This is a genomic window from Streptomyces sp. NPDC005263 (genome assembly GCF_042872365.1).
In the GTDB taxonomy this organism is placed as follows: Bacteria; Actinomycetota; Actinomycetes; order Streptomycetales; family Streptomycetaceae; genus Streptomyces.
The window spans coordinates 1372693-1394089 of sequence record NZ_JBIAKJ010000001.1; the positions used below are offsets into that span (position 1 = coordinate 1372693).

General features: G+C 69.9%; 19 protein-coding genes. 9 read left to right on the plus strand and 10 right to left on the minus strand.

All coding sequences use genetic code 11. From position 1 onward, the window contains the following. Window positions 1-121 precede the first annotated feature (121 nt). From ACFYRY_RS06250 to ACFYRY_RS06275, 6 genes are all read left to right on the plus strand, one after another. Window positions 122-1138 carry a zinc-dependent alcohol dehydrogenase family protein gene (locus ACFYRY_RS06250; protein WP_389140582.1) on the plus strand — a complete coding sequence of 339 codons (1017 nt, stop codon included), beginning with the start codon at window positions 122-124 and terminating at the stop codon, window positions 1136-1138. Between the two features lie 92 nt (window positions 1139-1230). Beyond that, complete coding sequence (locus tag ACFYRY_RS06255) at window positions 1231-1602, plus strand: DUF2255 family protein (RefSeq protein ID WP_389140584.1); 372 nt, start codon at window positions 1231-1233, stop codon at window positions 1600-1602. 67 nt (window positions 1603-1669) lie between these two features. Continuing rightward, on the plus strand, window positions 1670-3256 hold the full coding sequence (locus ACFYRY_RS06260) for a Na+/H+ antiporter (protein ID WP_389140586.1): 1587 nt from the start codon (window positions 1670-1672) through the stop codon (window positions 3254-3256). A 57-nt stretch (window positions 3257-3313) separates the two neighbouring features. After that, complete coding sequence (locus tag ACFYRY_RS06265) at window positions 3314-4273, plus strand: amidohydrolase family protein (protein ID WP_389140588.1); 960 nt, start codon at window positions 3314-3316, stop codon at window positions 4271-4273. A 99-nt stretch (window positions 4274-4372) separates the two neighbouring features. Further along, window positions 4373-5359, plus strand: a complete 987-nt coding sequence (locus tag ACFYRY_RS06270; RefSeq protein WP_389140590.1) for an aldo/keto reductase — start codon at window positions 4373-4375, stop codon at window positions 5357-5359. A 131-nt stretch (window positions 5360-5490) separates the two neighbouring features. Beyond that, window positions 5491-6435, plus strand: coding sequence for an amidohydrolase family protein (locus ACFYRY_RS06275; protein ID WP_389140592.1), 945 nt, complete (start codon window positions 5491-5493; stop codon window positions 6433-6435). A gap of 33 nt (window positions 6436-6468) precedes the next feature. On the opposite strand, the gene ACFYRY_RS06280 is transcribed toward ACFYRY_RS06275, so the two are convergent. The 4 genes from ACFYRY_RS06280 to ACFYRY_RS06295 form a co-directional block, all read right to left on the minus strand. After that, window positions 6469-7599, minus strand: a complete 1131-nt coding sequence (locus ACFYRY_RS06280) for a sensor histidine kinase (RefSeq protein WP_389140594.1) — start codon at window positions 7597-7599, stop codon at window positions 6469-6471. Window positions 7600-7625: 26 nt separating this feature from the next. Continuing rightward, window positions 7626-8330 carry a response regulator transcription factor gene (locus ACFYRY_RS06285; RefSeq protein ID WP_389140596.1) on the minus strand — a complete coding sequence of 235 codons (705 nt, stop codon included), beginning with the start codon at window positions 8328-8330 and terminating at the stop codon, window positions 7626-7628. 343 nt (window positions 8331-8673) lie between these two features. Beyond that, window positions 8674-9858 carry an amidohydrolase family protein gene (locus ACFYRY_RS06290; RefSeq protein WP_389140598.1) on the minus strand — a complete coding sequence of 395 codons (1185 nt, stop codon included), beginning with the start codon at window positions 9856-9858 and terminating at the stop codon, window positions 8674-8676. 506 nt (window positions 9859-10364) lie between these two features. Then, window positions 10365-10979, minus strand: a complete 615-nt coding sequence (locus tag ACFYRY_RS06295) for a TetR/AcrR family transcriptional regulator (protein WP_389140600.1) — start codon at window positions 10977-10979, stop codon at window positions 10365-10367. Window positions 10980-11122: 143 nt separating this feature from the next. On the opposite strand from ACFYRY_RS06295, the gene ACFYRY_RS06300 reads away from it, so the two are divergent. Together ACFYRY_RS06300 and ACFYRY_RS06305 are read left to right on the plus strand one after the other, a co-directional pair. Then, a complete protein-coding gene (locus ACFYRY_RS06300; protein ID WP_389140602.1) occupies window positions 11123-11917 on the plus strand; it encodes an alpha/beta fold hydrolase in 795 nt (264 codons plus the stop codon). A 167-nt stretch (window positions 11918-12084) separates the two neighbouring features. Further along, window positions 12085-12456 carry an antibiotic biosynthesis monooxygenase family protein gene (locus ACFYRY_RS06305; protein ID WP_389140604.1) on the plus strand — a complete coding sequence of 124 codons (372 nt, stop codon included), beginning with the start codon at window positions 12085-12087 and terminating at the stop codon, window positions 12454-12456. Between the two features lie 132 nt (window positions 12457-12588). On the opposite strand, the gene ACFYRY_RS06310 is transcribed toward ACFYRY_RS06305, so the two are convergent. Genes ACFYRY_RS06310 through ACFYRY_RS06335 form a run of 6 tightly spaced genes read right to left on the minus strand, consistent with a single transcriptional unit; the run spans window position 12589 to window position 20543 of the window. Beyond that, window positions 12589-14247 (minus strand): (2,3-dihydroxybenzoyl)adenylate synthase, encoded by a 1659-nt coding sequence (locus tag ACFYRY_RS06310; protein WP_389140606.1) that lies wholly within the window; start codon window positions 14245-14247, stop codon window positions 12589-12591. Continuing rightward, on the minus strand, window positions 14240-16300 hold the full coding sequence (locus ACFYRY_RS06315) for an acetate--CoA ligase family protein (protein WP_389140608.1): 2061 nt from the start codon (window positions 16298-16300) through the stop codon (window positions 14240-14242). Before ACFYRY_RS06315 ends, ACFYRY_RS06310 begins: the two co-directional genes overlap by 8 nt. After that, a complete protein-coding gene (locus ACFYRY_RS06320; protein ID WP_389140610.1) occupies window positions 16297-17850 on the minus strand; it encodes an FAD-dependent monooxygenase in 1554 nt (517 codons plus the stop codon). Before ACFYRY_RS06320 ends, ACFYRY_RS06315 begins: the two co-directional genes overlap by 4 nt. 16 nt (window positions 17851-17866) lie before the next feature. Further along, window positions 17867-18592 carry a maleylpyruvate isomerase family mycothiol-dependent enzyme gene (locus ACFYRY_RS06325; protein ID WP_389140612.1) on the minus strand — a complete coding sequence of 242 codons (726 nt, stop codon included), beginning with the start codon at window positions 18590-18592 and terminating at the stop codon, window positions 17867-17869. Continuing rightward, the gene (locus ACFYRY_RS06330) at window positions 18589-19419 is read right to left on the minus strand and encodes a fumarylacetoacetate hydrolase family protein (protein ID WP_389140614.1); all 831 of its coding nucleotides are present in this window, start codon (window positions 19417-19419) and stop codon (window positions 18589-18591) included. Before ACFYRY_RS06330 ends, ACFYRY_RS06325 begins: the two co-directional genes overlap by 4 nt. Further along, window positions 19416-20543 carry a cupin domain-containing protein gene (locus ACFYRY_RS06335; protein WP_389140616.1) on the minus strand — a complete coding sequence of 376 codons (1128 nt, stop codon included), beginning with the start codon at window positions 20541-20543 and terminating at the stop codon, window positions 19416-19418. The genes ACFYRY_RS06330 and ACFYRY_RS06335 overlap by 4 nt, the downstream gene beginning before the upstream one ends. 65 nt (window positions 20544-20608) lie before the next feature. Here ACFYRY_RS06335 and ACFYRY_RS06340 point away from each other — a divergent pair, with 65 nt between their 5' ends. Continuing rightward, entirely contained in the window at window positions 20609-21382 is a 774-nt protein-coding gene (locus tag ACFYRY_RS06340) for an IclR family transcriptional regulator (RefSeq protein WP_389140618.1), read from the plus strand. Window positions 21383-21397 lie beyond the last annotated feature (15 nt).

Sequence of the window (21397 nt, forward strand, 5' to 3'; positions counted from 1 at the left end):
CACACCCCCCCCCGGGTGAGGAGCACTGGCACGGTGCCCCGCCCGACTACAACGGCCCGCGCGTCAGCACCCGTACCCACCCCTGACGCCACGACAGACCGCAAGGAACTGGGAAGCCACCATGCGAGCAACCATCATTCACGCGCCCGGGGACATCCGGGTGGAGAACGCCCCCGAGCCGAAGATCGTGGCGCCCACGGACGCGGTCATCCGCACCGTCGCCACCTGTGTGTGCGGCTCCGACCTGTGGAGCTACCGCGGCATCAACCCGGTCACCGAGCCGCAGCCGATCGGCCACGAGTACGTCGGCATCGTCGAGGAGGTCGGCAGCGACGTCTCGGCTGTCAAGCCCGGCCAGTTCGTCATCGGCTCCTTCATCGCCTCCGACAACACCTGCCCGATCTGCCGGGCCGGCTTTCACACCTCCTGTCTGCACCGGGACTTCCCCAACGGCTGCCAGGCCGAGTACGTCCGCGTCCCCCTCGCCGACGGCACCCTGGTCGCCACCCCGGAGCAGCCGGCCGCGGAGCTGATCCCCAGCCTGCTGACGCTCTCCGACGTCATGGGCACCGGCTGGTACGCCGCCACCGCGGCCGAAGTCCGGCCCGGTTCGACGGCCGTGGTCGTCGGCGACGGCGCGGTGGGCCTGTGCGGCGTCATCGCCGCCAAGGAACTGGGCGCCGAGCGCATCATCGCCATGAGCCGGCACGAGTCCCGCCAGAAGCTGGCCCTGGAATTCGGCGCGACCGACATCATCGCCGAACGCGGCGAGGAAGGCGTCGCCCGCGTCAAGGAACTGACGAACGGCATCGGCGCCGACTCGGTCCTCGAATGCGTCGGTACCCAGCAGTCCATGCACCAGGCCCTGCAGTCCACCCGCCCCGGCGGCAACGTCGGCTTCGTCGGCATGCCGCACGACGTGCAGATCGACGGGCAGGAGCTCTTCTTCTCCCACGTCGGTCTGCGCGGTGGTCCCGCCCCCGTGCGCGCCTACCTTCCCGACCTGATCGAGCGCGTCGTCGGCGGCCGTATCAACCCGGGCAAGGTCTTCGACCTCACCCTGCCCCTGGACGAGGTCGCAGAAGGTTACAAGGCCATGGACGAGCGCCGCGCCATCAAGGCCTTGCTGCGCCCGTGACCTGAAGCCCGGGCGGTGGTGGGCGCCTGGCCCCGCCTCAGGAGTTCCCGCATGTCCGCCCCGCTTGCCGCCTTCTCGACCGGAGAAAACCGATGACGAAATGGACGAACGACGAGCTCGACCGCATCGCCGCGGCCGACGAGTTGGAGATGGCGCCGCGCCGCGCCGACGGCACACTGCGGGGTCCGGTGCCGGTCTGGGTCGTCCGCGACGGCGACGACCTGTACGTCCGTTCCTTCCGCGGCACGGACGGCGGCTGGTGGCGCACGGCCCGCGCCGGCCACGAGGGGCACATCCGGTCCGGAGGCGTCGACAAGGACGTCACCTTCGTCCAGGTGACGGACTCCGAGGTCGACGACCGCGTCGACACCGCGTACCGCACCAAGTACGGCCGTTTCGGCGACGCGTACGTCAACCCCTTGGTCGCGGCGCGCTCCACGACACTGCGACTGGTGCCCCGATGACCGAGACGATCCCGGTGGAAGCCGCTGAGCCACCACCGACAGTCATGCCCGCACAGGAGTAGGCACCATGCTCGGTCTTGAACTCGTTGTCGTCCTGGGTGCGGCCGTGCTGGTGGGCAACGTTCTGGGGCAGCGCTTCCACGTCGCGCCGCCCGTCGTGCTGCTCGTCGTGGGCGCGCTCATCGGCCTCGTCCCGGCCGTCCGCCAGACCCAACTCCCGCCCGAAGTCGTGTTGTTGCTCTTCCTTCCCGTGTTGCTGTACTGGGAGAGTCTGACCACGTCGATGCGGGAGATTCGTACGAACCTGCGCGGCATCGTCCTGCTGAGCACGGTCCTGGTGATCCTCACCGCAGGGGCTGTGGCGGTCGCCGGGCACGCGCTGGGACAGCCGTGGGGACCGGCGTGGGCCCTGGGCGCGGCCGTCGCTCCCACCGACGCCACAGCGGTCGGCGCACTGGCCGGCTCCCTCCCTCGACGTCAGATCACCGTGCTGCGCGCGGAAAGCCTCGTCAACGACGGCACCGCACTGGTCATCTACGGTCTGGCGGTCGGTATCACCGTCGGCGAGGAACACCTCACACTGCCGCACGTCGGAGCGCTGTTCCTGCTGGCCTACGGCGGAGGGGCCGCGGTCGGAGTGGCGGTCGCCTGGGTCAACATGAATCTGCGGCGCCGGCTGGACGATCCCCTGCTGGGCAATCTCGTCATGATTCTGGCGCCGTTCACGGCGTATCTGCTGGCCGAACAGATTCACGCCTCCGGTGTCCTCGCGGTCGTTGTGAGCGGCCTGATCATGGCCCAGGTGGCTCCGAGCCTCATCCGCGCCGATCACCGCCGTCAGGCACTGGCCTTCTGGCCGCTGGCCACCTTCATCATCAACGGCACGCTGTTCGTCCTGGTCGGAGTGGAACTGCAGTACGCACTGCGCCATCTGAGCCGATCCGACCTCCACCATGCCCTGGTCGCGATCGGAGCGATCAGCGTGGTCCTGGTCGCGGTCCGGTTCGCCTTTCTGTTCTCCTCCGCCTACCTGATCCGCGTGCTCGACCGGCGTCCCGAGCAGCGACTGCGGAGAATCAGTGACCGGGCCCGCGTCGTCAGCGGGCTGGCGGGCTTCCGGGGCGCGGTGTCGCTGGCCGTGGCACTCTCCGTACCGGAGAACCTCGACTCGGGTGAGTCGTTCCCCGGCCGAGCGTTCATTGTCTTCGTCACCTCAGGCGTCATCGTGGTGACCCTCGTGGTGCAGGGGCTGCTGCTACCGGGCGTGGTGCGCTGGGCCCGGCTGCCGCGCGACACCTCCGTCGACGAGGAGCAGGTCCTCGCCGAGACGACGGCAACCGAGGAAGCCATCAAGGCGCTGCCCCAGCTCGCCGTTGACCTGGGCACCACCCCGAAGGTCATGGAGTGGCTGCGCCAGGAGTACGAGGCCAACCTGGCGACCGCACGAGCAAGGGGTGCCGGCACCCACGACGATCCAGCCCTGCTCCACAACCGCCACTACACCGACCTCCGCCTCGCCCTGATCGCCACCAAGCGTGCGACCGTCGTCCGCCTGCGCGACGAGTCGCAGATCGACGACACCGTGCTCCGCCGTCTCCAGGCGGCACTGGACAACGAAGAGGTCCGGTTGGCCAGAGGCGAGCAGGTGGAGTAGGCCGATTGCGGTATGTGCTTTGACGACGCGAGCCCCACGAGAAGGAATCCCGCTGCGATGTCCTCCAGCCTCATCGATGTCCACGCCCACCTGCTTCCCGACTTCTACGTCCAGCAGGCGACGGCGGCCGGCCACGCGCACCCCGACGGCATGGGCGGCTGGCCGACATGGTCCGTGCAAGCCCATCTCGATCTGATGGACCGCAACGGCATCGAGAAGGCGATGCTCTCCATGTCCTCCCCCGGTGTGCACTTCGGCGACGACAAGGCGGCCCGCCTCCTTGCCCGGCGCGTCAACGAGTACACCGCCGAACTGGCCCGGGACCACCTGGGGCGTTTCGGCACCTTCGGGTCGCTTCCCCTGCCGGACGTCGACGGCGCGTTGGAGGAGATCGCCTTCTCCTTCGACGAACTCGGCGCCGACGGCGTGGCGTTGCTGACGCACACCCACGGGGTGTACCTGGGCGACCAGCGCCTCGACCCGGTCTTCGCGGAGCTCGACCGGCGGCGCGCGGTGGTCTTCCTGCACCCCACCTCGCCCGCGTGCTGGGAACAGTCGGCGCTCGGCAGACCCCGTCCGATGGTCGAGTACATCTTCGACACGGCCCGAACCGTCACGGACCTGGTGATGGCGGGCGTCCTGACGCGTCACCCGAACATGCGGGTGATCGTCCCGCACTGCGGCGGCGCGATTCCCGTCCTGGCCGACCGCATCAACGAGTTCATGAGCCTGTTCCTGCATGCGCGGCAGCCGTCCGGCCCCGACGCGGTGCAGCAACTCCGCGGCCTGTACTACGACATGGCGGGCACAGCCTTCCCACGCCAGGTCCCCGCACTGCTGAAGCTCGTCGACCCTGACCGCGTGCTCTTCGGCAGCGACTACTGCTGGACGCCTGCGCAGCTGGCCGACGCCCACATCGCGGCGATCGACGCGGCCGAACCACCGGCGCGGGACACGACATGGCGATCGCTCACGACGGCGAACGCCAAGCGCCTGTTTCCGCGGACAACGCGGTGAACCGCAGTACGCCGTAATGCGCGACGACACCGGACGCGGCGGCGGCCCGCCCATCACCTGGAGCCCACTCACCGGTATTGCCGGCAACAAGGAGGAAGAATGCACACCCGAACGCTCGGACGTGACCTGCAAGTCTCCGCCATCGGTCTCGGGGTCATGGGAATGTCCCAGAGCTACGGCCCCAACCCTGGCGATCGCACCGACATGATCGCCGTACTGCGTAGCGCCCTCGACCGCGGAGTCACGTTCTTCGATACGGCGGAGGTGTACGGCCCCTACGTCAACGAAGAACTCCTCGGAGAAGCACTCGCTCCGGTGCGGGACCAGGCAGTGATCGCCACAAAGTTCGGATTCCGCATCGAGAACGGCACCTCCACGGGACTCAACAGCCGGCCCGAGCAGATCCGCGCCGTCGCCACGGCTTCCCTCAAACGGCTCAGGGTCGAAACGCTCGACCTTTTCTATCAGCACCGCGTTGATCCTGAGGTGCCGATCGAAGACGTCGCCGGAACCGTGGGGGAGCTCGTACAGGAAGGTAAGGTGCGCTGTTTCGGGCTTTCGGAGGCCAGTGCGCAAACCATCCGCCGCGCGCACTCGGTCCACCCGGTGACGGCAGTACAGAGCGAGTACTCGCTGTGGACCCGGGACCCCGAGCATGAGGTTCTGCCGACCTGCTCGGAACTCGGCATCGGATTCGTACCCTTCAGCCCGCTCGGCAAGGGGTTCCTGACCGGGACGGTGGACGCCACGACGCCCTTCACCGCCGACGACGTCCGTACGAACATTCCACGCTTCACAGCCGAGAACCGGGCGACGAACCAAGCCCTCGTCGACCACGTCACACAGCTTGCGCAGGCCAAGGACGCCACACCGGGCCAGGTCGCGCTCGCCTGGCTGCTCGCGCAGCATCCGTCGATCGTTCCCATCCCCGGAACTCGGCGCACCGCACGCATCGAGGAGAACATCGGCGCGACCCGACTGCCCCTCTCCGCCGACGAACTCGCCGACCTCAACGGACTCGCCGGCCGCGTCGGGGTACAGGGGAACCGCTACAACGAGCACCACATGTCCCTGGTCGACAAGTAGCTTGGCCTGTCCATTTCGCCTGGCCGTTTTCCTGCACCGCTCCTTCTGCGGGCCCACCCAGTGCCCAGGGACCCATGGGGCCCACCCAGTGCCCAGGGTTCCCCCTCCCTCGACGATTGAAGAACCCCTTCATGCGCATCGACACGCACGCTCACGTCTACCCCAGCGACTACCTGGACTTCCTGGCCGACTCGGGCGTCACGACCACCGGCGGCCAGCGCGGGCTGGGGGCCGACGACACCGACAAGGAACTCGAGGCCCGCTTCTCCCTGATGGAACGGGCCGGTGTGGACCGGCAGGTGATCTCGGCCTCCCCACTGACGGGCGCCCTGCCGGATCCGGATCAGGCCGCCGCAGCCGCACGCATGATCAACGACCGGTACGTCGCCCTGGTGGACCGCCACCCCGACCGCTTCCTGGCCTTCGTCGTGCTTCCTCTGCCGCACGTCGACGCGGCCTTGGCCGAACTCGACCGCGTCCTCGACGCGCCGGGGGTGGTGGGCGTGGCCCTGACCACCTCGGCCGCGGGCCGGGCGCTCACCGACCCGGCCTTCGCACCGGTATGGCAGGAACTCGACCGCCGCGGCACCGTGATGTACCTCCACCCCGCCGGCGACGGCGTCGCCTCCCCGCAGATCACCGACCACCACCTCACCTGGATGGTCGGCGCGCCCGTGGAGGACACCGTCGTAGCGGCCCAGCTCATCACCCGTGGGTTCGTGACGCGCTACCCCCATGTACGCATCCTCAACTCCCACTTCGGCGGCGCGTTGCCCATGCTGCTGGAGCGGTGGGACAATCTTGCCCACTTCGAGGCACCTGACGCCCCTCTCCCTCCGAGCCAGGCGGCGCGCTTGATGTGGTACGACACCGTCGCCCACAGTTCCCAGGCGGCACTGCGAGCCGCGGTCCAGGCGGTCGGCGCGGACCGACTCGTCCTCGGCAGCGACTTCCCGTACCAGGGCGGCGAGCACTACCTCGACACCGTCGCCTACATCGAGCGGGCAGGTCTCGACGCAGCGGACACCCAGGGCATCCTGGCCGGCAACGCCGAAGCACTTCTGGGACTGTCCTGATCCTCGGGGGGCCGTCGAGACCAACCGATGGAGTCAGCGGGAGACCGGAGGCCTGCCGGCCCCGGGGACGTGTTCCTGCGGTAGGCGCAAGGTGAACGTCGCACCCTTGCCCGGTCCAGCGGATTCCGCGGTGATGTCTCCGCCGTGGGCCCGGGCGATGCCCCGCGCGATGGTCAGGCCGATGCCGCTGCCACCGGCAGCAGCGGGTCGACCGGGATGCTCGAGGCGTTCGAAGCGGTGGAAGATGCGTTCGAGGTCGTGTGCGGCGATGCCGACGCCGTCGTCCATGACGCGGACGAACACGTGGCGCACGGGAGCAGGTTCGGTGTGCACGGACAGCACCACATGCCCGTGCGGATCGCATGCGGCCAGTGCGTTGCCCAGCAGGTTCACCAGGACCTGAGTGATCCGGTCCGGGTCGCAGAACGTGCCGACGGGTGTGCCTGCGTCCACGGCCAGGGCTACCGTCTGGTCGTCGTACTGCGGGCGCAGACGCTCGGCCGTGGCCCGGGCCAGCGTGGCCACGTCGGTGGGCTTGCGGTGAAGATCGAAGGCCGCCTCCTCGGACCGGGACAGGCTGGAGAGGTCGCCCGCCAAGCGCTGCAGCCGGTGGAGGTCGTCGGCGAGGGAGGCGAACATTGCCTCATCGGGGGCGAAGATGCCGTCGGCCACACCCTCGATCTGGCCACGGAGGATGGTGATGGGGGTGCGCATCTCGTGGGCGACCTCGGAGATGAGCCGGGCACGGCGGCGTTGGGTGTCGGCGAGGGCTGCCGCCAGCGTGTTGACGTCCTGGACCAGCGCTGCCAGACCCGGCTCGCTGGGGAGTTCGAGGATGTCGTCGTAGTGTCCCTCGGCGAGCCGGCGCGTGGCGGCGCGCACCCTGTCGAGGGGACGCAGCAGAAACCGGGTCAGGGCGAGGGACGCCGGGAAAGCCGCGGCCCCTCCGAACAAGAGGCCGATCTGGAGGACTACGTCGCCTTCGATGTCGTCAAAACCGAGCCACACCTCGATCAGCGCGCTGATCGCCGCCATGGCCGCCAGAGCCAGGAGGAGGACCATGACGTGTGACAGCACCAGCCGGTTACGCAGCGACATCCGCTGCTGGATTCGGCGCATCCGCGCCCGAAATCGGCGGTAGGCCGGGAAGCCGGAGAGCGGCATGGATGGGTGTCCTTCCTGGCTGCCGGCTAGGCGGGGCGCCCGACGAACCGGTAGCCGATGGTGCGGACGGTGCCTACGAACCGAGGGGCGCTCGCCTCGTCGCCCAGCGCGCGCCGCAGCGTACGGATGTGCACGTCCACGACGCGCTCGTCGCCGAAGAAGTCATCGCCCCACACCTGGGCCAGCAGGCCGCGCCGGGTGAAGACGCGCCCGGGGACACGGGCCATCGCGAACAACAGATCGAAGTCGAGAGCGGACAGCTCCACCGTCCGGTCGGCATCGACCAGCACGGTCCGCGTCACGTGATCGACAGTCAGTCCGTCGAAGCGCAGCACGCCGTCCTCGTGGTCCGCCTCGGACCGGCTGTCGGTGCGCCGCAGGACGGCCCGCACCCGTAGTGCCAGTTCGCGGGGGCTGAACGGCTTGGTGACGTAGTCGTCGCTGCCGGTGGTGAAGCCGATCAGCCGGTCGACCTCCTCGTCGCGGGCGGTGAGCATGATGACCGGGATCTGGCTCGCCTCCCGGATGCGACGCAGGACCTGGAAACCGTCGAGGCCCGGAAGCATCACGTCGAGTACCACGAGGTCCGGCCGGTCACGGGTGACCGCCCGCAGGGCGGACGGTCCGTCCGCGGCTTCGACGACGTGGAACCCGTCCGCCTCCAGGTAGCCGCGCACGGTCATGCGGATCTTGGGCTCGTCATCGACGACCAGAACGCGCTGCGTGCTCATCGTGCTCGCTTTCCATCGCCGAGGTAAGAAGAGGGAGGGGGAAGGCCGTGATGGCCGCGGGGCACTGGCGGCATGGAGGCAGAGGGCCTCGAGTGCAGCCAGCGTACGGTGTCTGTCGTGGCCGGCGACGCGCTGTGGGCCGACCTCGCCCAGGGAGCGCCGCGCTGCCGAGCAGCTCGACGGGGGTCAGCAAGGGCGCCAACGGCACCGGGCGGACGCGGTAGCCGGTGCGGCCGGAGTGGACGAGGTGTGGCGGCGCCGTCGCCTCTGCGCAGAGCCCCTCCACGCCCGCGCCCCTTGGCGGGGCATCGGGCGGCAGGCCGGGCCGGCGTACGGTCGCGGTTCAGTGAGAGCCTGAGCGGCGTATACGCGCCTTCAACTTCGGGAACTGCTCAAGGGCGTTGGTCCGCTCGAGAGCCATCCGCTCGCGACGGCTGTAGATCTCGTCGACGGTCGGTTCGGGGTCGCCTGCCTTGAGATTCGGCAGGCTGCCCTTGAGGAAGGGCATCGTCTCGGCGTTGTCGGCCGCGTAGAGGTGGCGGGTCGCCGGCCAGTCGCTGCCGAACATGATGTGGTCGGCGGGGACAAGGGACGACAGCGGCTCCAACTGCGCGGCGGTGAACGCCTGTGCGTCGTCGAAGAACATCCGCTTGATGTACTTGAGAGGGCCTTCCGGCAGCACCTCGTTGAACGGCGGGAACGCCGAGTGCCGGGTCGCGAGCCGGTAGGCCAGGAAAGGCAGTGCCCCGCCGCTGTGCGTGAAGTGCCAGCGGATGTTCGGGTAGTCCCGCAGGACACCGTTGTAGATCAGGCTCGTCATCGCACGGGTCGCGTCGAACGTGTACTCGAAGACGTTGTTCCCGGCCGGGATGTCGGGGCCGAAGCAGAGCTTCGGGGCCGGGTTCACCTCCGGACCCGTCGGGTGGACGTAGACGTAGGCACCTCGGTCGTTGAGGATCTCGTACAGCGGTGCGAACGAAGGATCCCCCAGGTAGGTGCCTTTGTAGTTGGTGAGCAGGCAGATGCCGTCGAGATCCAGTTCGCCGAGCGCGCGGTCCACCTCGGCCACCGAGCCCTCGATGTCGGGCATCGGGGTGACCGCGAAGATCCCGAACCGGTCACCACGGGTCTGCACGAGGTCGCGTGCGTAGTCGTTGACCGCGCGGGCGGTGGCGCGCCGGTCGTCGACCGGGCCGACGGTGACCTGGAGGTCGCCGAACGACAGGACGCTGGCCTGGATCCGGTACTGGTCCATGAAGGCCACGTGCCGATCGACCGACCACGGACCGTACGCCCCGGTGATGGCGCCGAGGAGGCCGTAGCGCTTCAGGTAGTCGTTGTACACGTCGGGCGAGTAGTGCGCGTGGGTATCGATACGCCAGTTGCCCTTCGGCAGCCCCTGCCCGGACGGGGCCGCCTCCCCCGTTGCCATGGCCGCCGGCATCGCGGCCGCCGCCGCCCCGACAAGCGCCGCGGCCGATGCCCCTTCGATCATCCTTCGACGCGAGATGTTCCGTCGCAGGTTCATGTCCCGTTCCCCTCTTCATTCTGTACGCGAGTCAGGTCGCATGTACGTGCGTGCGTCACGGCCCCGTCGCCCGGTCCGGGCAGTGCCTGCACAGGACGGCGATGCTCCCCACCGGAATGGAGTCCGCTCTCTCCTCGGGTGGGCGTGCGCACGGTCCCGGCCGATCGAGGAGCCGTAGCGGCCAAGTCGCTCTCCCGGCCGGGCCAGTCGCCGCCCACCGGTCGATCCCGCCGCACAGCAGAGTGATCAACCTTGTCCACCGGCGGGACGAGGAGTACGTGCATGACCGCCAGACAACAGCCGCCTCATAAAGCACGTACCACTCAGCACATGAAGCCTCCATGAAGCCGATCGCCGCACTCGCGACCGTGCCTTCGAGAGCTTCGTACCGGTTGCGGGGCGTCGGTCAGGTCGGTGGTCGACCACACCGGCCCGGCCGGCCAAGGGGGGCGATGACAGGTTGTCAGGATTCCCCGTCAGCTGCCTGACGCGGTTGTTCCCCTCCGTCAGGAGCTTTCGGTGACTACTACCGGGAGTCCTGTGTCGGCAGGCTGCAGCGTGGTGAGCCATTGGGTCACGACGGCGTCGATGAAGGCGTCGGTGACCTGGCCGCGGTCGAGGAAGAGGCGGGCGAGGACGGGCCCGTACAGGAGGGTGAACTCGTCATCGCTGATCTGGATGCCCGAAGGCTCCAGCAGCTTGTTGAAGCCGGTGTAGCGGTCTTCGCCGATGCGGACGAGCGCCCGAGCACTGTCGGGGTCGTGGTCGGCCTGGGCGGTGACGGCCAGGGCCGCGGCTCGCACGGCCGGCACGCTGACGCCGGCGCGCAGGCTCTTCAGCCAGGCGGTGGCCACCTCACGCACGTCGCTGCCCGGTTCGGGGTAGGTGCCGAGGTCGGGGCCTTCGAGGACGAGGTCGAAGAGCAGCGCGGCCCTGGTGGGCCAGTGCCGGTAGAGGGTCTGGCGGGTGACGCCTGACCGCTCGGCCAGCAGGGCGTAGGTCAGCCCGGCCGGTCCGACCTGAGGCAGCAGTTCCCGCGCGACAGCCAGCACACGGTTACGGGTGCGCTGCACGCGCGGGTTGCCCGGGGTCGGCTGACGGCGGTGGAGGGGCTGCTTCATGCCGCCACCCTACCGGCACATCATACGGCGCGTGTGATTGACGTCACACGCCCAAATCATACGCCCTGTGTGATAGACCTGAGGAAGTAATCACACGCACTGGATGATTCTTGCGTGTCGACGCATTCGAAAGGCAGACGGCCATGTCATCTCGCAACCTGATCGCACCCACGTTCGCCCGCACTCGCCTCGGTTCCGGCCCTGGCCTGCTCCTCGCCCACGGCGCCGGCAGCAGCCTGGCCGGCACCTACGGCCCCGTTCTGGAAGCCCTCGCCGCCCGCCACACCGTCGTCGGCATCGACTACCCCGGCAGCGGCGACACCCCCCGCTCCACTACCGCGCTGTCCGTCGACGACCTCGCCGACCAGCTCGTCGCCGCCGCCGACGCGGAGGGCCTCGACCGCTTCGCCGTGTCCGGCTACTCCCTCGGCGGCCCGGTCGCCATCCGAGCCGCCGCCCGCCACCCGGAGCGCGTCAGCGCACTCGTCCTGACCGCCGCCTTCCCGCACCGCGACAACCGGCTCGCTCTCGCCTCTTCGATCCAGAGCAAGATCGCCGCGTCCGGCGACCGCGAGCTGCTCGCCGAATTCCTGCTCATGATGGCCCTCGGCACCCAGGCACTTGAGTCGATGCCGGCCGAGCAACTCCAGCAGACCCTCGGCTACACCGCCGCCTCCATCGCCGACGGCAGCTCCGAGCAGACCGACCTCGTCGGCCACGTCGACGTCCGGGACGACCTCCCCGGCATCACGGTCCCCACCCTGGTCGTCTCGACCACCGACGACCGGCTCGTCTCCACCGGCCTGCACCGCCGGATCGCCGAGACGATCCCCGGCGCCCAGCTTGCGGACATAGCCACCGGCCACCTGCCGATGCTGGAGCGGACCGAGGAGTGGCTGCAGCTCATCACCGACTTCCTCGACAAGCACCACGCCTGAACGCACACCAGTAGAGGGGCCACGCGGCGGACACCGGCGTAGCCCCTCCCCCGGACCGCCCATCGATCACGACTCGCCAACAGCGAACTGGGCCGCCTCCCGGCCCCGGATCACTTCCATCTCTGTGGGTTCGTAGACCCACTCCCCCGCGATTCCTTGGAGAACTCATGCTCAGCTTCGGCCACCTCGACGAGTCCACCCACTTCCACGACCAGCAGAAGGAGAAGGCCGGCCCGGTCACCATCATCAACACCTTTGTCGCCCCGGAAGGCAAGGAGGACGAGGTGGTGGCCGCCTGGACGGGCGACGCGGAGTACATGAAGAAGTCGGGGAGTCTCCTCTCCGTGCAGCTGTACCGGGGTATCGGCGGCAGCCGGCTCTTCACCAACGTCGCGGTCTGGAAATCCACCGAGCACCTCCGTGCGGCACTCGGCACGCCGGAGTTCGCCTCGCACCTGGGGGGCTACCCTGCCGGCACCGTCGCCTACCCGCACCTGTACCAGAAGTTCGCTGTCGAGGGCGTCTGCGAAGGGGAATGACGACCGAGCCGATCTGGCGGTACCTGGAGCTGTTTCCCCAAGTACCGCCGGAAAGCCGGCGTTTGGCTCCCTCCGGGGAGGCGGGAGCGTCACCGCGACGTCATCGGCCCGCCCTCTGCGCCGCGAACGCCGTCACACCGCCTCGACGGAGTCTGCCTTGCCGCGGACGACATCCCGCAGCCGCTTCTTGTCGATCTTTCCGACCTTCGTCAGTGGCAGTTCGTCCATGACCAGCAGGTCTTCGGGCAGTTTGTAGCGGGCCACCTGCATGGCGGTAAGGGCCGCACGGACCGATTCGAGGCTCAGGTCCGTCCCCGGTTCGACGACCACGACCGCGCACACCCGCTCCCCCAGGTCGGGGTCGGCCTTTGCGACGGCCGCGACGCGGGCGACACCGGGCAGGCGGTAGATGAGGTTCTCGACCTCCTCGGCGGAGATCTTCTCCCCTCCCCGGTTGATCAGGTCCTTGTCACGTCCCTCGACGACGAGGTTGCCCGACGGGTGCACCCGGACGACGTCACCGGTGCGGTACCAGCCGTCGGGGGTGAACGCGCGGGCGTTGTGCTCGTCGGCCCGGTAGTAACCGCGTGGTGTGTAGGGGCCGCGGGTGAGGAGGGCGCCCATGCTTCCGGGAGGTACGGGGTTGTCGGAGGCGTCGACGACGAGGATCTCGTCGTCCGGGCACATGGGGCGCCCCTGCGTCTCGATCTTGATGTCGTCGGGGTCGTCGGGGCGCGTGTAGTTCAGCAGCCCCTCTGCCATGCCGAACACCTGCTGGAGCGTGCCGCCGAGTACGGGTTCGGCGCGGCGGGCGACCTCCGGGGCGAGGCGGGCGCCACCGACCTGTAGCAGCCGTAGCGCGGGCGGGGCGGGGTGGCGGCCGGAGGCCACCGCGTCGATCCAGCGCTGGACGACGGCCGGCACGGCGGCGGTGACCGTCACACCCTCGGCGGACATCAGCGGCAGCACTCTGTCGGGGTCCGGGGTGCGCGCCAGGACCACCCGGCCACCGTTCATGAGGGTGCCCAGGATGCCGGGGCAGGCGAGGGGGAAGTTGTGTCCGGCGGGCAGTGACACCAGGTAGACGGTGTCGGAGTCGAGGCCGCAGACCTCGGCGCTGCGGCGGGCGTTGTACTCGTAGTCGTCGTGGGTGCGGGTGATGAGCTTCGGCAGTCCTGTCGTCCCGCCGGAGAGCAGGAAGACGGCGATGTCACCGCTGTCCGGAGCGATCCCGTCGAGTCGGGTCCGTGCGGCGGCCGGGTCGTCGGCCGGCTCGGCCAGCGCGCGCAGATCCGTGGCCTCGGCGCCCACCGTGCCGCCCGCGACGAACAGGTGACGGACGCTCGGCGTGGCTTCGGCGACCTCCAGCCCCAGAGCCTGGTGGTCGAAGTCACCGAGTCGGTCCGGTACGGCGATCGACGTCACCTGGGCATGGGCGGCCAGGTAGCGGAGTTCGTGACCGCGGTGCGCGGGCAGTGCCATGACGGGGGCGATCCCGGCCCGCAGACAGGCCAGGGTGAGGGTGACGAACTCCCAGCCGTTGGGCAGCTGGACGAGCATCGCGTCACCGGGTTCGAGGCCGGAGTCCAGGAGGCGGCACGCCAACCCGTCTGCTCGGTCGACGAGTTGGCGGTATGTGAGGCGCGTGTCGCCGTCCACGACGGCCACCGCGTCGCCGTAGGTCTCCGCCCATTCGTGGAGGTACGACCCGAGTGGCCTGCCGCGCCAGTATCCGGCCTCGCGGTAGCGGTCTGCCGCTTCCTTGGGCCAGGGTACGAATCCCTCACGCATCGTCGGATCCTCCTTGATCCCTTGGGTCACGCAGGAGCAGTACGGCGTCGAGCGCGACGAGGTCGCCGTCGGGCAGGACTCGCAGGGGGTTGATCTCGCACTCGGCCACGGCCTTCTCGGCGGCGAGCGAGGAGAGGGCGAGGAGCACCTGGGTGAGCCGGGCGCGATCGACCGGGGCGGCGCCGCGCGCGCCGAGGAACATCTCGCGGGTGGCGAGCTCGTCGAGCATCGAGTCGGCCTCGTGCGCGGACAGGGGGGCGAGGCGCAGGGAGACGTCGCCGAGAATCTCGGCGGCTGTTCCGCCCGCGCCCAGCGCGAGCACGGGCCCGAAAACCGGGTCGCGGCGTACGCCGACGATGAGTTCGGGACCCGCCGGGGCCATCTGCTCGACCAGCAGAGCGGGACTCGCGGGCATCCGGGCGAGGGCGTCGTCGAGCTCCTCATGGGTGCGGACGCCGACCTGGACGCCACCGACCTCCGTCTTGTGGAGCACCTCCGCGTCGAGGATTTTCACGACGAACGGTCCGCCGAGCTCGTCGAGAGCCGCGTGGGCGGCGGCGGGGTCGGCGCACTCACGCCGTTCCGGCGTACGGATACCCAGGCCCGCGAGGACTGCCTTGGCGGTGTGCTCGTCGACAGGACCCGACGGGGGAAGGGTGAGTGCACCGGGGGCGGGAGCATCGGCGGCCTCCAGGCGGGCGCGGGCCGCCGCGTCCTCGACCAGCGCGCGCACCATGGCCGATCCGGAGGCCGGCGTGGCCGCGCAGGGGATGCCGGCCAGGCCGAGTTCCCGGCGGGTGTGCCGCGCCTGCTCCACGGGTCCGCCGACGATCGCGACGAGCGGAGTGGCGGTACGGGCGGCGTTCAGCGCGGCCGGGAGGTCCACGGTGGTGGGTTCCAGCAGCCCGTACACGGCGGTGACGTCGATACCGGGGTCCTCCGAGACCCGCTCCACGATCTGCGTGATCGTGGGCGAGGGCCGACCGGTGTCGACGGGGTTGTTCTGGTAGGTGAGGGCGGGGAGCAGCTCACGCAACTCCTTCACCGTGCGTTCGACCAGCGGGGGAACCTGCACTCCGTGGGAGCGCAGGTCGTCGGTGAGCAGCAGACCGGGTCCGGCCTGGGCGGTGACCAGGCCGACGCCTGCCCGGGGATGCGCGGGGAGTCGTACGCGGCTGAGCGCGGTGACGGCGTCGACGAGGTCGCGTTCGTCATCGACGAGGACGGCTCCGGCCTGACGCAGGGCCGTCCTGGTCACGCGCCAGGAGGTGGCCAGGGCGCCGGTGTGGGAGCGGGCGAAGTCGCCGATGTCGCTGCGGCCCACGACCAGGGCCACGACGGGAACCCGGTCGGTCAGACGGCGCACCGCCTCGGTGAGGCGGCGCCCTTCCGCAGCCGTCTCCACGTGCAGGGCGACGGCCCGTACGCCGTCGTCCAGGGCGAGGTGGTCGAGCACGTCGGCCTGGGTGACGTCCAGGCTGTTGCCCAGCCCCACGCCGAGGCGCAGGCCGACGCCGGCCTCGGCCAGGGCGAACGCCAGCGCGTGGTTGACGCCGCCGCTCGCGGCCACAACCGCCACCGGCCCCGGATCCAGGTCGGGCGCGCCCGGGACGAAACTAGCCGTGAGCCGTCGGTGGGGGGCGAGGAATCCTGAGGTGTTCGGCCCGAGGAGACGGATACCGGTGTCCCGCACCACCTCGGCCAACGCCTGTTGGTGCAGCACTCCGCTGCCCCCGGCTTCGGCGAACCCGCCGGCGCAGACGAGTGCTGCGCGGGCACCGACAGCTGCCGCCTCGCGCAGGGCGTCGGGAGTGGCGGCCGCCGGAATGCAGGAGACAACCAACTCGGGTGTGATGCCGTGGGCTGCGGCAGCCTCGCCGATGGTCGGGAAGAAGCCCCGATCGAGGTCCGGGCGGCCGGAGTTGACTTTCAACACCGGCCCTGGGAAGGAAGCCAGGGAGTCGGTCATTGCCGCGCCGAGCTTCCCGGGCGTGGCCGATGCGCCCAGCAAAGCAATGGCTCGGGGTGCGAACAGCGCGTCCAGGGAGCTCACTTGGTGCCTCCAACGAGGTCGGCCCGGCCGGAAAGCACGAGCGTGGTCGCGGTGTCGTCGTCGTACGCGCCGACGATGGCGGAGGGCAGGCTGTGTGCGAGCCGGGCCTCCTCCGCGACCAGCACGCGGGTCAGCGACGTACCGCCCCGCACACCGACGAGCAAGGCGCCCGCCTCTGCCGTCTCACGCACCTGGTCAAAGGCGAGCGGCAGCCCCTCCTCCGTTGCCGGAGCGTCAATCCACACGCCGGCCCCGAACGACTGATCGCTGAAGGGGACCATCGGGATGCCGGTGCCGTCGGTCCCGGTCAGGAGGTCGTCGCCGACCGTCACCCGGCGCGAGGGAAGGCGGTACGGCCCGGTACGGAAAGGCGTCTTCAGAGGCTCCGCCTCGTGGCGGTGCCGCCACCATCCGTCGACGCGGTCCACGTACATGGCGTCGCGCACGGCGATCTTGCCGCGCGGGATGCTGCGGGTGAGGAAGTGGAAGGCGAACTGTGTCGGATCGTCGAGCGTACGGACGTAGCGGCCGAAGTGCTCCCACCACGACAGGCTGGGTCGCGCCGAGTTCTGGATCTTCTCGACCTTGGGTCGGCGGCGGTCCTCGTAGAGGTCGAGTGCCTCCGGCATGCTGTGCGGCGCCTGTCCCAGGGCCTCGGCGAGTGCTACCGCGTCCTCCATGGCCATCTTGGTACCGGACCCGACGGAGAAGTGCGCGGTGTGCGCCGCGTCGCCCAGCAGCACCCAATTGCCCCGCCGCCACGAACTTGCCCTGCGCGTGGCGAAGTTGGCCCAGCGGGAGTTGTTGCCGACCAGCGGGTGCCCGTCGATCTGCTCGCGGAACAGGTCCTCCAGGTATGCCTTGGTCTTCTCGTCGCTCAGGCCCGGCGGGGTCGACGGATCGAAGGCGTCAAGTCCGGCCCTGGCCCAGGAGTCCGCGTCGGTCTCGACTATGAAGGTGCTGAGCGAGTCGCTGATCGGATAGGCGTGGACGGCGAAGACACCGTGGGGGCCGTCCTGGTGGACAAAGGTGAGCCCGTCGAACATGTAGGAGGTGCCGAACCAGATGAACTTCGCGCTCGCCACCTCGGCGGTCGGTCCGAAATCGTCGCCGAACAGGGTGCGAAAGCGGCTGTTGGCGCCGTCGCACACCACGACGAGGTCGAAGTCGTCCAGTTCGGCGGGATCGCGAACCTCGTGCTGGAAGCGCATCTGCACGCCCTCGGCGCGGGCCCGTTCCTGCAACAGGCTCAGCAGCGTCTTGCGGACCACGGCCGCCATGCCCATACCGCCCACGCGCTCCCGGGCTCCGTGCACCCGGACCTCGATGTCGTCCCAGTGCCTGCCGTGCTTCTCCAGCGCCTCGCTGAGGACGGGGTCGGCGGCGTCGATGGCGTCGAGCGTGGCGTCGGAGAAGACCACTCCGAAGCCGAACGTGTCGTCGGGACGGTTGCGTTCGAAGACCACGACCTCGGCGCCGGGCCGGCTCCGCTTCAGCAGCGTGGCGAAGAACAATCCGCCGGGACCTGCGCCGATGCAGGCAACTTTCATCGTCTTTCCTTCGTGCTCACAGCCACGCGGGCAGCTTCGGCAGGGATCCCCCGCCGGTCGGGTACAGGGGACTGGGCACGGGGCGCCCGGTCACGTAGGCGGCCAGGCCGGGCAGATCACCACTGACCACGACCGGCTCGGCGCCGCCCGAGTCGCCCAGAAGCCAGGTGTGGGCGCCCTCCTCGGACCTCAGCCGGACGGAGGGGCAGTCCGGTCGACCCTGGAAAGACGTGGCCACGTCGTCGACGAGGGCCGCGCACACGTCGGGCGGGACATCGTCGAAGCTGGTGTCCATGTCCAGGTCGACGGCGTGGACCCATACCTCGCGCACCCGCATCCAGGGCACCTGGGATGCGGGCACCTCACGCCCTCGCGCCGTGCGCACAGTCGCCCCCCAGCACTCGTCGGGCAGCGCGGCGAGTTCCCCAGCGAGACGACTGTCGGCCGCGAGCAGATCGGCACGCAACTCCTCGGCCGGCCGCCGGGCGTTCTCCTCTATCTCACGCGCACGCTGGTCGCCACTTGCGTACATGGGCGTCTCAACCCCTGTCCGCGCCCAGGTCAGCAGGTTGACGAGTGCGTCGGCATTGCGGGCGACGTGGGCGACCACGTGGGCCCGGCTCCAGCCCGGCAGGTACGAGGGCTTGGTGAATCCAGGGTCGGTCAGCCGGTGCACGGCGGCTTCGAAGGCCGCCGTGCCCTTGGCCGCCTGCTCCAGCACCATGGCCGGGCCCGCGCTCACCGTGTCTCCCGGCGGCAGGTGTTGCGAGTCTCGCCGATTCCCTCGATCCGGGTGACGAGGAGTGAACCGTCCTGCAGATAGCGGGCGGGCTTGCGGGCGTGGCCGACCCCGCCCGGGGTTCCGGTGGCGATCACGTCGCCGGGCACGAGGGTGACGATCTCGGACAGGTACGCGACCAGGGTGGCCGGGTCGAAGACGAGGTCACCGGTGTCGGCCTTCTGGACCGTGTCGCCGTCGACTTCACAGGTCAGGCTCAGGCCCTGGGCGGAGACCGCGGGGTCGTCGACGGTCACCAGCCACGGTCCGATGGGGGTGGTGGCCTCGAAGGTCTTGCCCTGGTCCCACTGGGTGGTGCGGTACTGCCAGTCGCGGGCGGTGACGTCGTTGAGCACGGTGTACCCGGCGATCGCGGCTCGCGCCTGCTCCGGGTCGGCGCGGCGGACCTCGGCCCCGATGACGACGCCGAGTTCGGCCTCCCAGTCCATCTGCGTGGACGCGGCGGGCAGGGTCACGTCGTCGTAGGCGCCGACCAGCGCCCGCGCGAACTTCGAGAAGAGCGTGGGGTGCGAAGGGAGTTCGCGGCCCATCTCCAGTATGTGGGTGCGGTAGTTGAGGCCGACGCACACGACCTTCTCCGGCGCGACGACCACGGGGGCGTAGTCCAGGGCGCCTTCGTACGCGTCACCGTCGGCGTCCGCGGCACGGGTCGCCCAGTCGCCGTGGCGCAGGAAGGCCACCAGGTCGCTCTCGCCGAGGTCAACGGCCTTGTCCTCGTCGACGCGGACAGCGCGCGTGGTGCCGTTGACCCGGATGGTGGCGAGCTTCACTTGTGTTCTCCTCGAAAGGTGCGGGCGAGACCGAGGGCCTCGTAGACGGGCTCGTCGCTGAAACGGAACAGGTCGACCTCGGTGCGGGCGGACAGCGAGACCTCGCACCAGGACGGGACGACGAACAGGTCGCCCTTGGCGATCTCAAAAACCTTGTCGCCGACCTGGGCGACCGCCTCACCCTCGAACACCTGCCAGACCGCGGAGCCGACCGTGCGCACCGGGGTGGTCCGGGTGCCGGCCCGCAGTCGGCGCATCTCGGTGCGCATCGTGACCAGGGCGTCCCTGCCGGTGGTGGGGTTCGAGAAACGGACTCCGGCGTGCCCGGGCTCGAGCACGCCGGGTACGCCCTCCTGCTCCAACTCCAGCTGAGCGGTCAGGGCGGCGTCGGTGTGCTCCCAGCGGTACGCGTTCAGCGGGGAGTTGGGCTGGTCGGGCCGGCCGATCGGGCGCAGCCCGGGGTGGCCCCACAGTCGCTCGCCGCGCGAGCGCTCGGGGGTCTCGCGGGTGGAGAGCTCGTCGGGGCCGAACTCGAAGAAGCCGGCGTCCAGCTTGGAGACGAGCGGGATGTCGAGACCGTCGAGCCAGGCCATCGGCCGGTCGGTGACGTTCTGGTGCTCGTGGAAGGCCCAGCTCGGCGTGAGCAGCAGGTCACCCCGCCGCATCGCCACCGCGTCCCCGTCGACGTTGGTCCACACGCCCTCGCCTTCGACGATGAACCGGAAGGCGCCCTGGCTGTGCCGGTGCGAGGGAGCGACCTCGCGCGGCCCCAGGTACTGGATCGCGGTCCACAGGGTCGGCGTGGCGTAAGGAAGGCCCGGAAGGCCGGGGTTGGACAGGGCCATGGCGCGGCGCTCGCCGCCACGGCCCACCGGCACGAGCTCTCCGGAGCGCTCCGCGATGGGCAGCAGCTCCGCCCACCGCCACAGGTGCGGCACCGCGGCAGACTGCGGCGACATCGGCATCAGGCCGTCCACCTGCGTCCACAGCGGGATCAGACCCGCGTCCTCGAAATCCGCGTACAGCTCGTCGAGCAGCTTGCGCTCGGTCTGTTCGCTGGTGGTGTCGGTCACGGAAACCTCCAGGTCGTGTGTTCGGCGACCGCCGGAAGAAGCGCGGCTCATCGCGCTGTCCCCGACGCTACGTGCCGTTTCCCCTGACAGGAATCCTTGATGGGTACGATTCCTCTATGGAGAATTCAGCCGATCATTCGCCCGGCCCCTCGTATCCGGTGAGCGCCGCCGGCAACGCCCTGCGCGTCGTCCGGCTGCTGCACGAGCTCGACGAGTTGCGGGTGATGGACGTCGCCGACCGGCTCGGCGTCGCGCGCTCGACCGCTCACCGGGTCCTCGCGATGCTCGTCTTCGAGCGATTCGCCGTGCAGGACCGGCACAAGGTGTACCGGCCGGGTCCGGCTCTGCAGGCGATCAGGGGAAGTCAGGCGGCCCCTCCCCCGGACCTGATCACCATCGCCCACCCCCATCTGCAACGGCTGGCGGACGCCGTCCGGGAGACGACCCACCTGATGGTGCTCGAGGGCAACGGCAGCCGCTTCCTGGACGGCGTGGAGGGCTCCCAGGCGCTGCGCGTCAGTTACCGCACCGGCACACTCCTGCCCGCGCACGTGACCTCGGGCGGCAAGGCCCTGCTCGCGGCACTGCCGGCGGACCGGCTCCGGGCCCTCTACCCCAACGGACTCCCCGAGGACCAGGCCAAAGTTCCTAAGGACTTCGAGAGCCTGATGAACGAGCTGGTGTCCGTGCGCCGCCACGGCTACGCCCTCAATTTTCAGGAGAGCGAGCGCGGAGTGCACGCCGTCGGCGCGTGTGTGCGCGACCGCACCGGCGCCGCGGTGGCCGCCGTGGTCGTGGCGGCCCCGTCCGTCCGCTGCACCCGCGCACGGCTCGCTGAACTGTCCCAGCCTCTCCTCTCGACCGCACGGGACATCGGTCAGGCCCTGTGAACGGCAGCGGCGCAC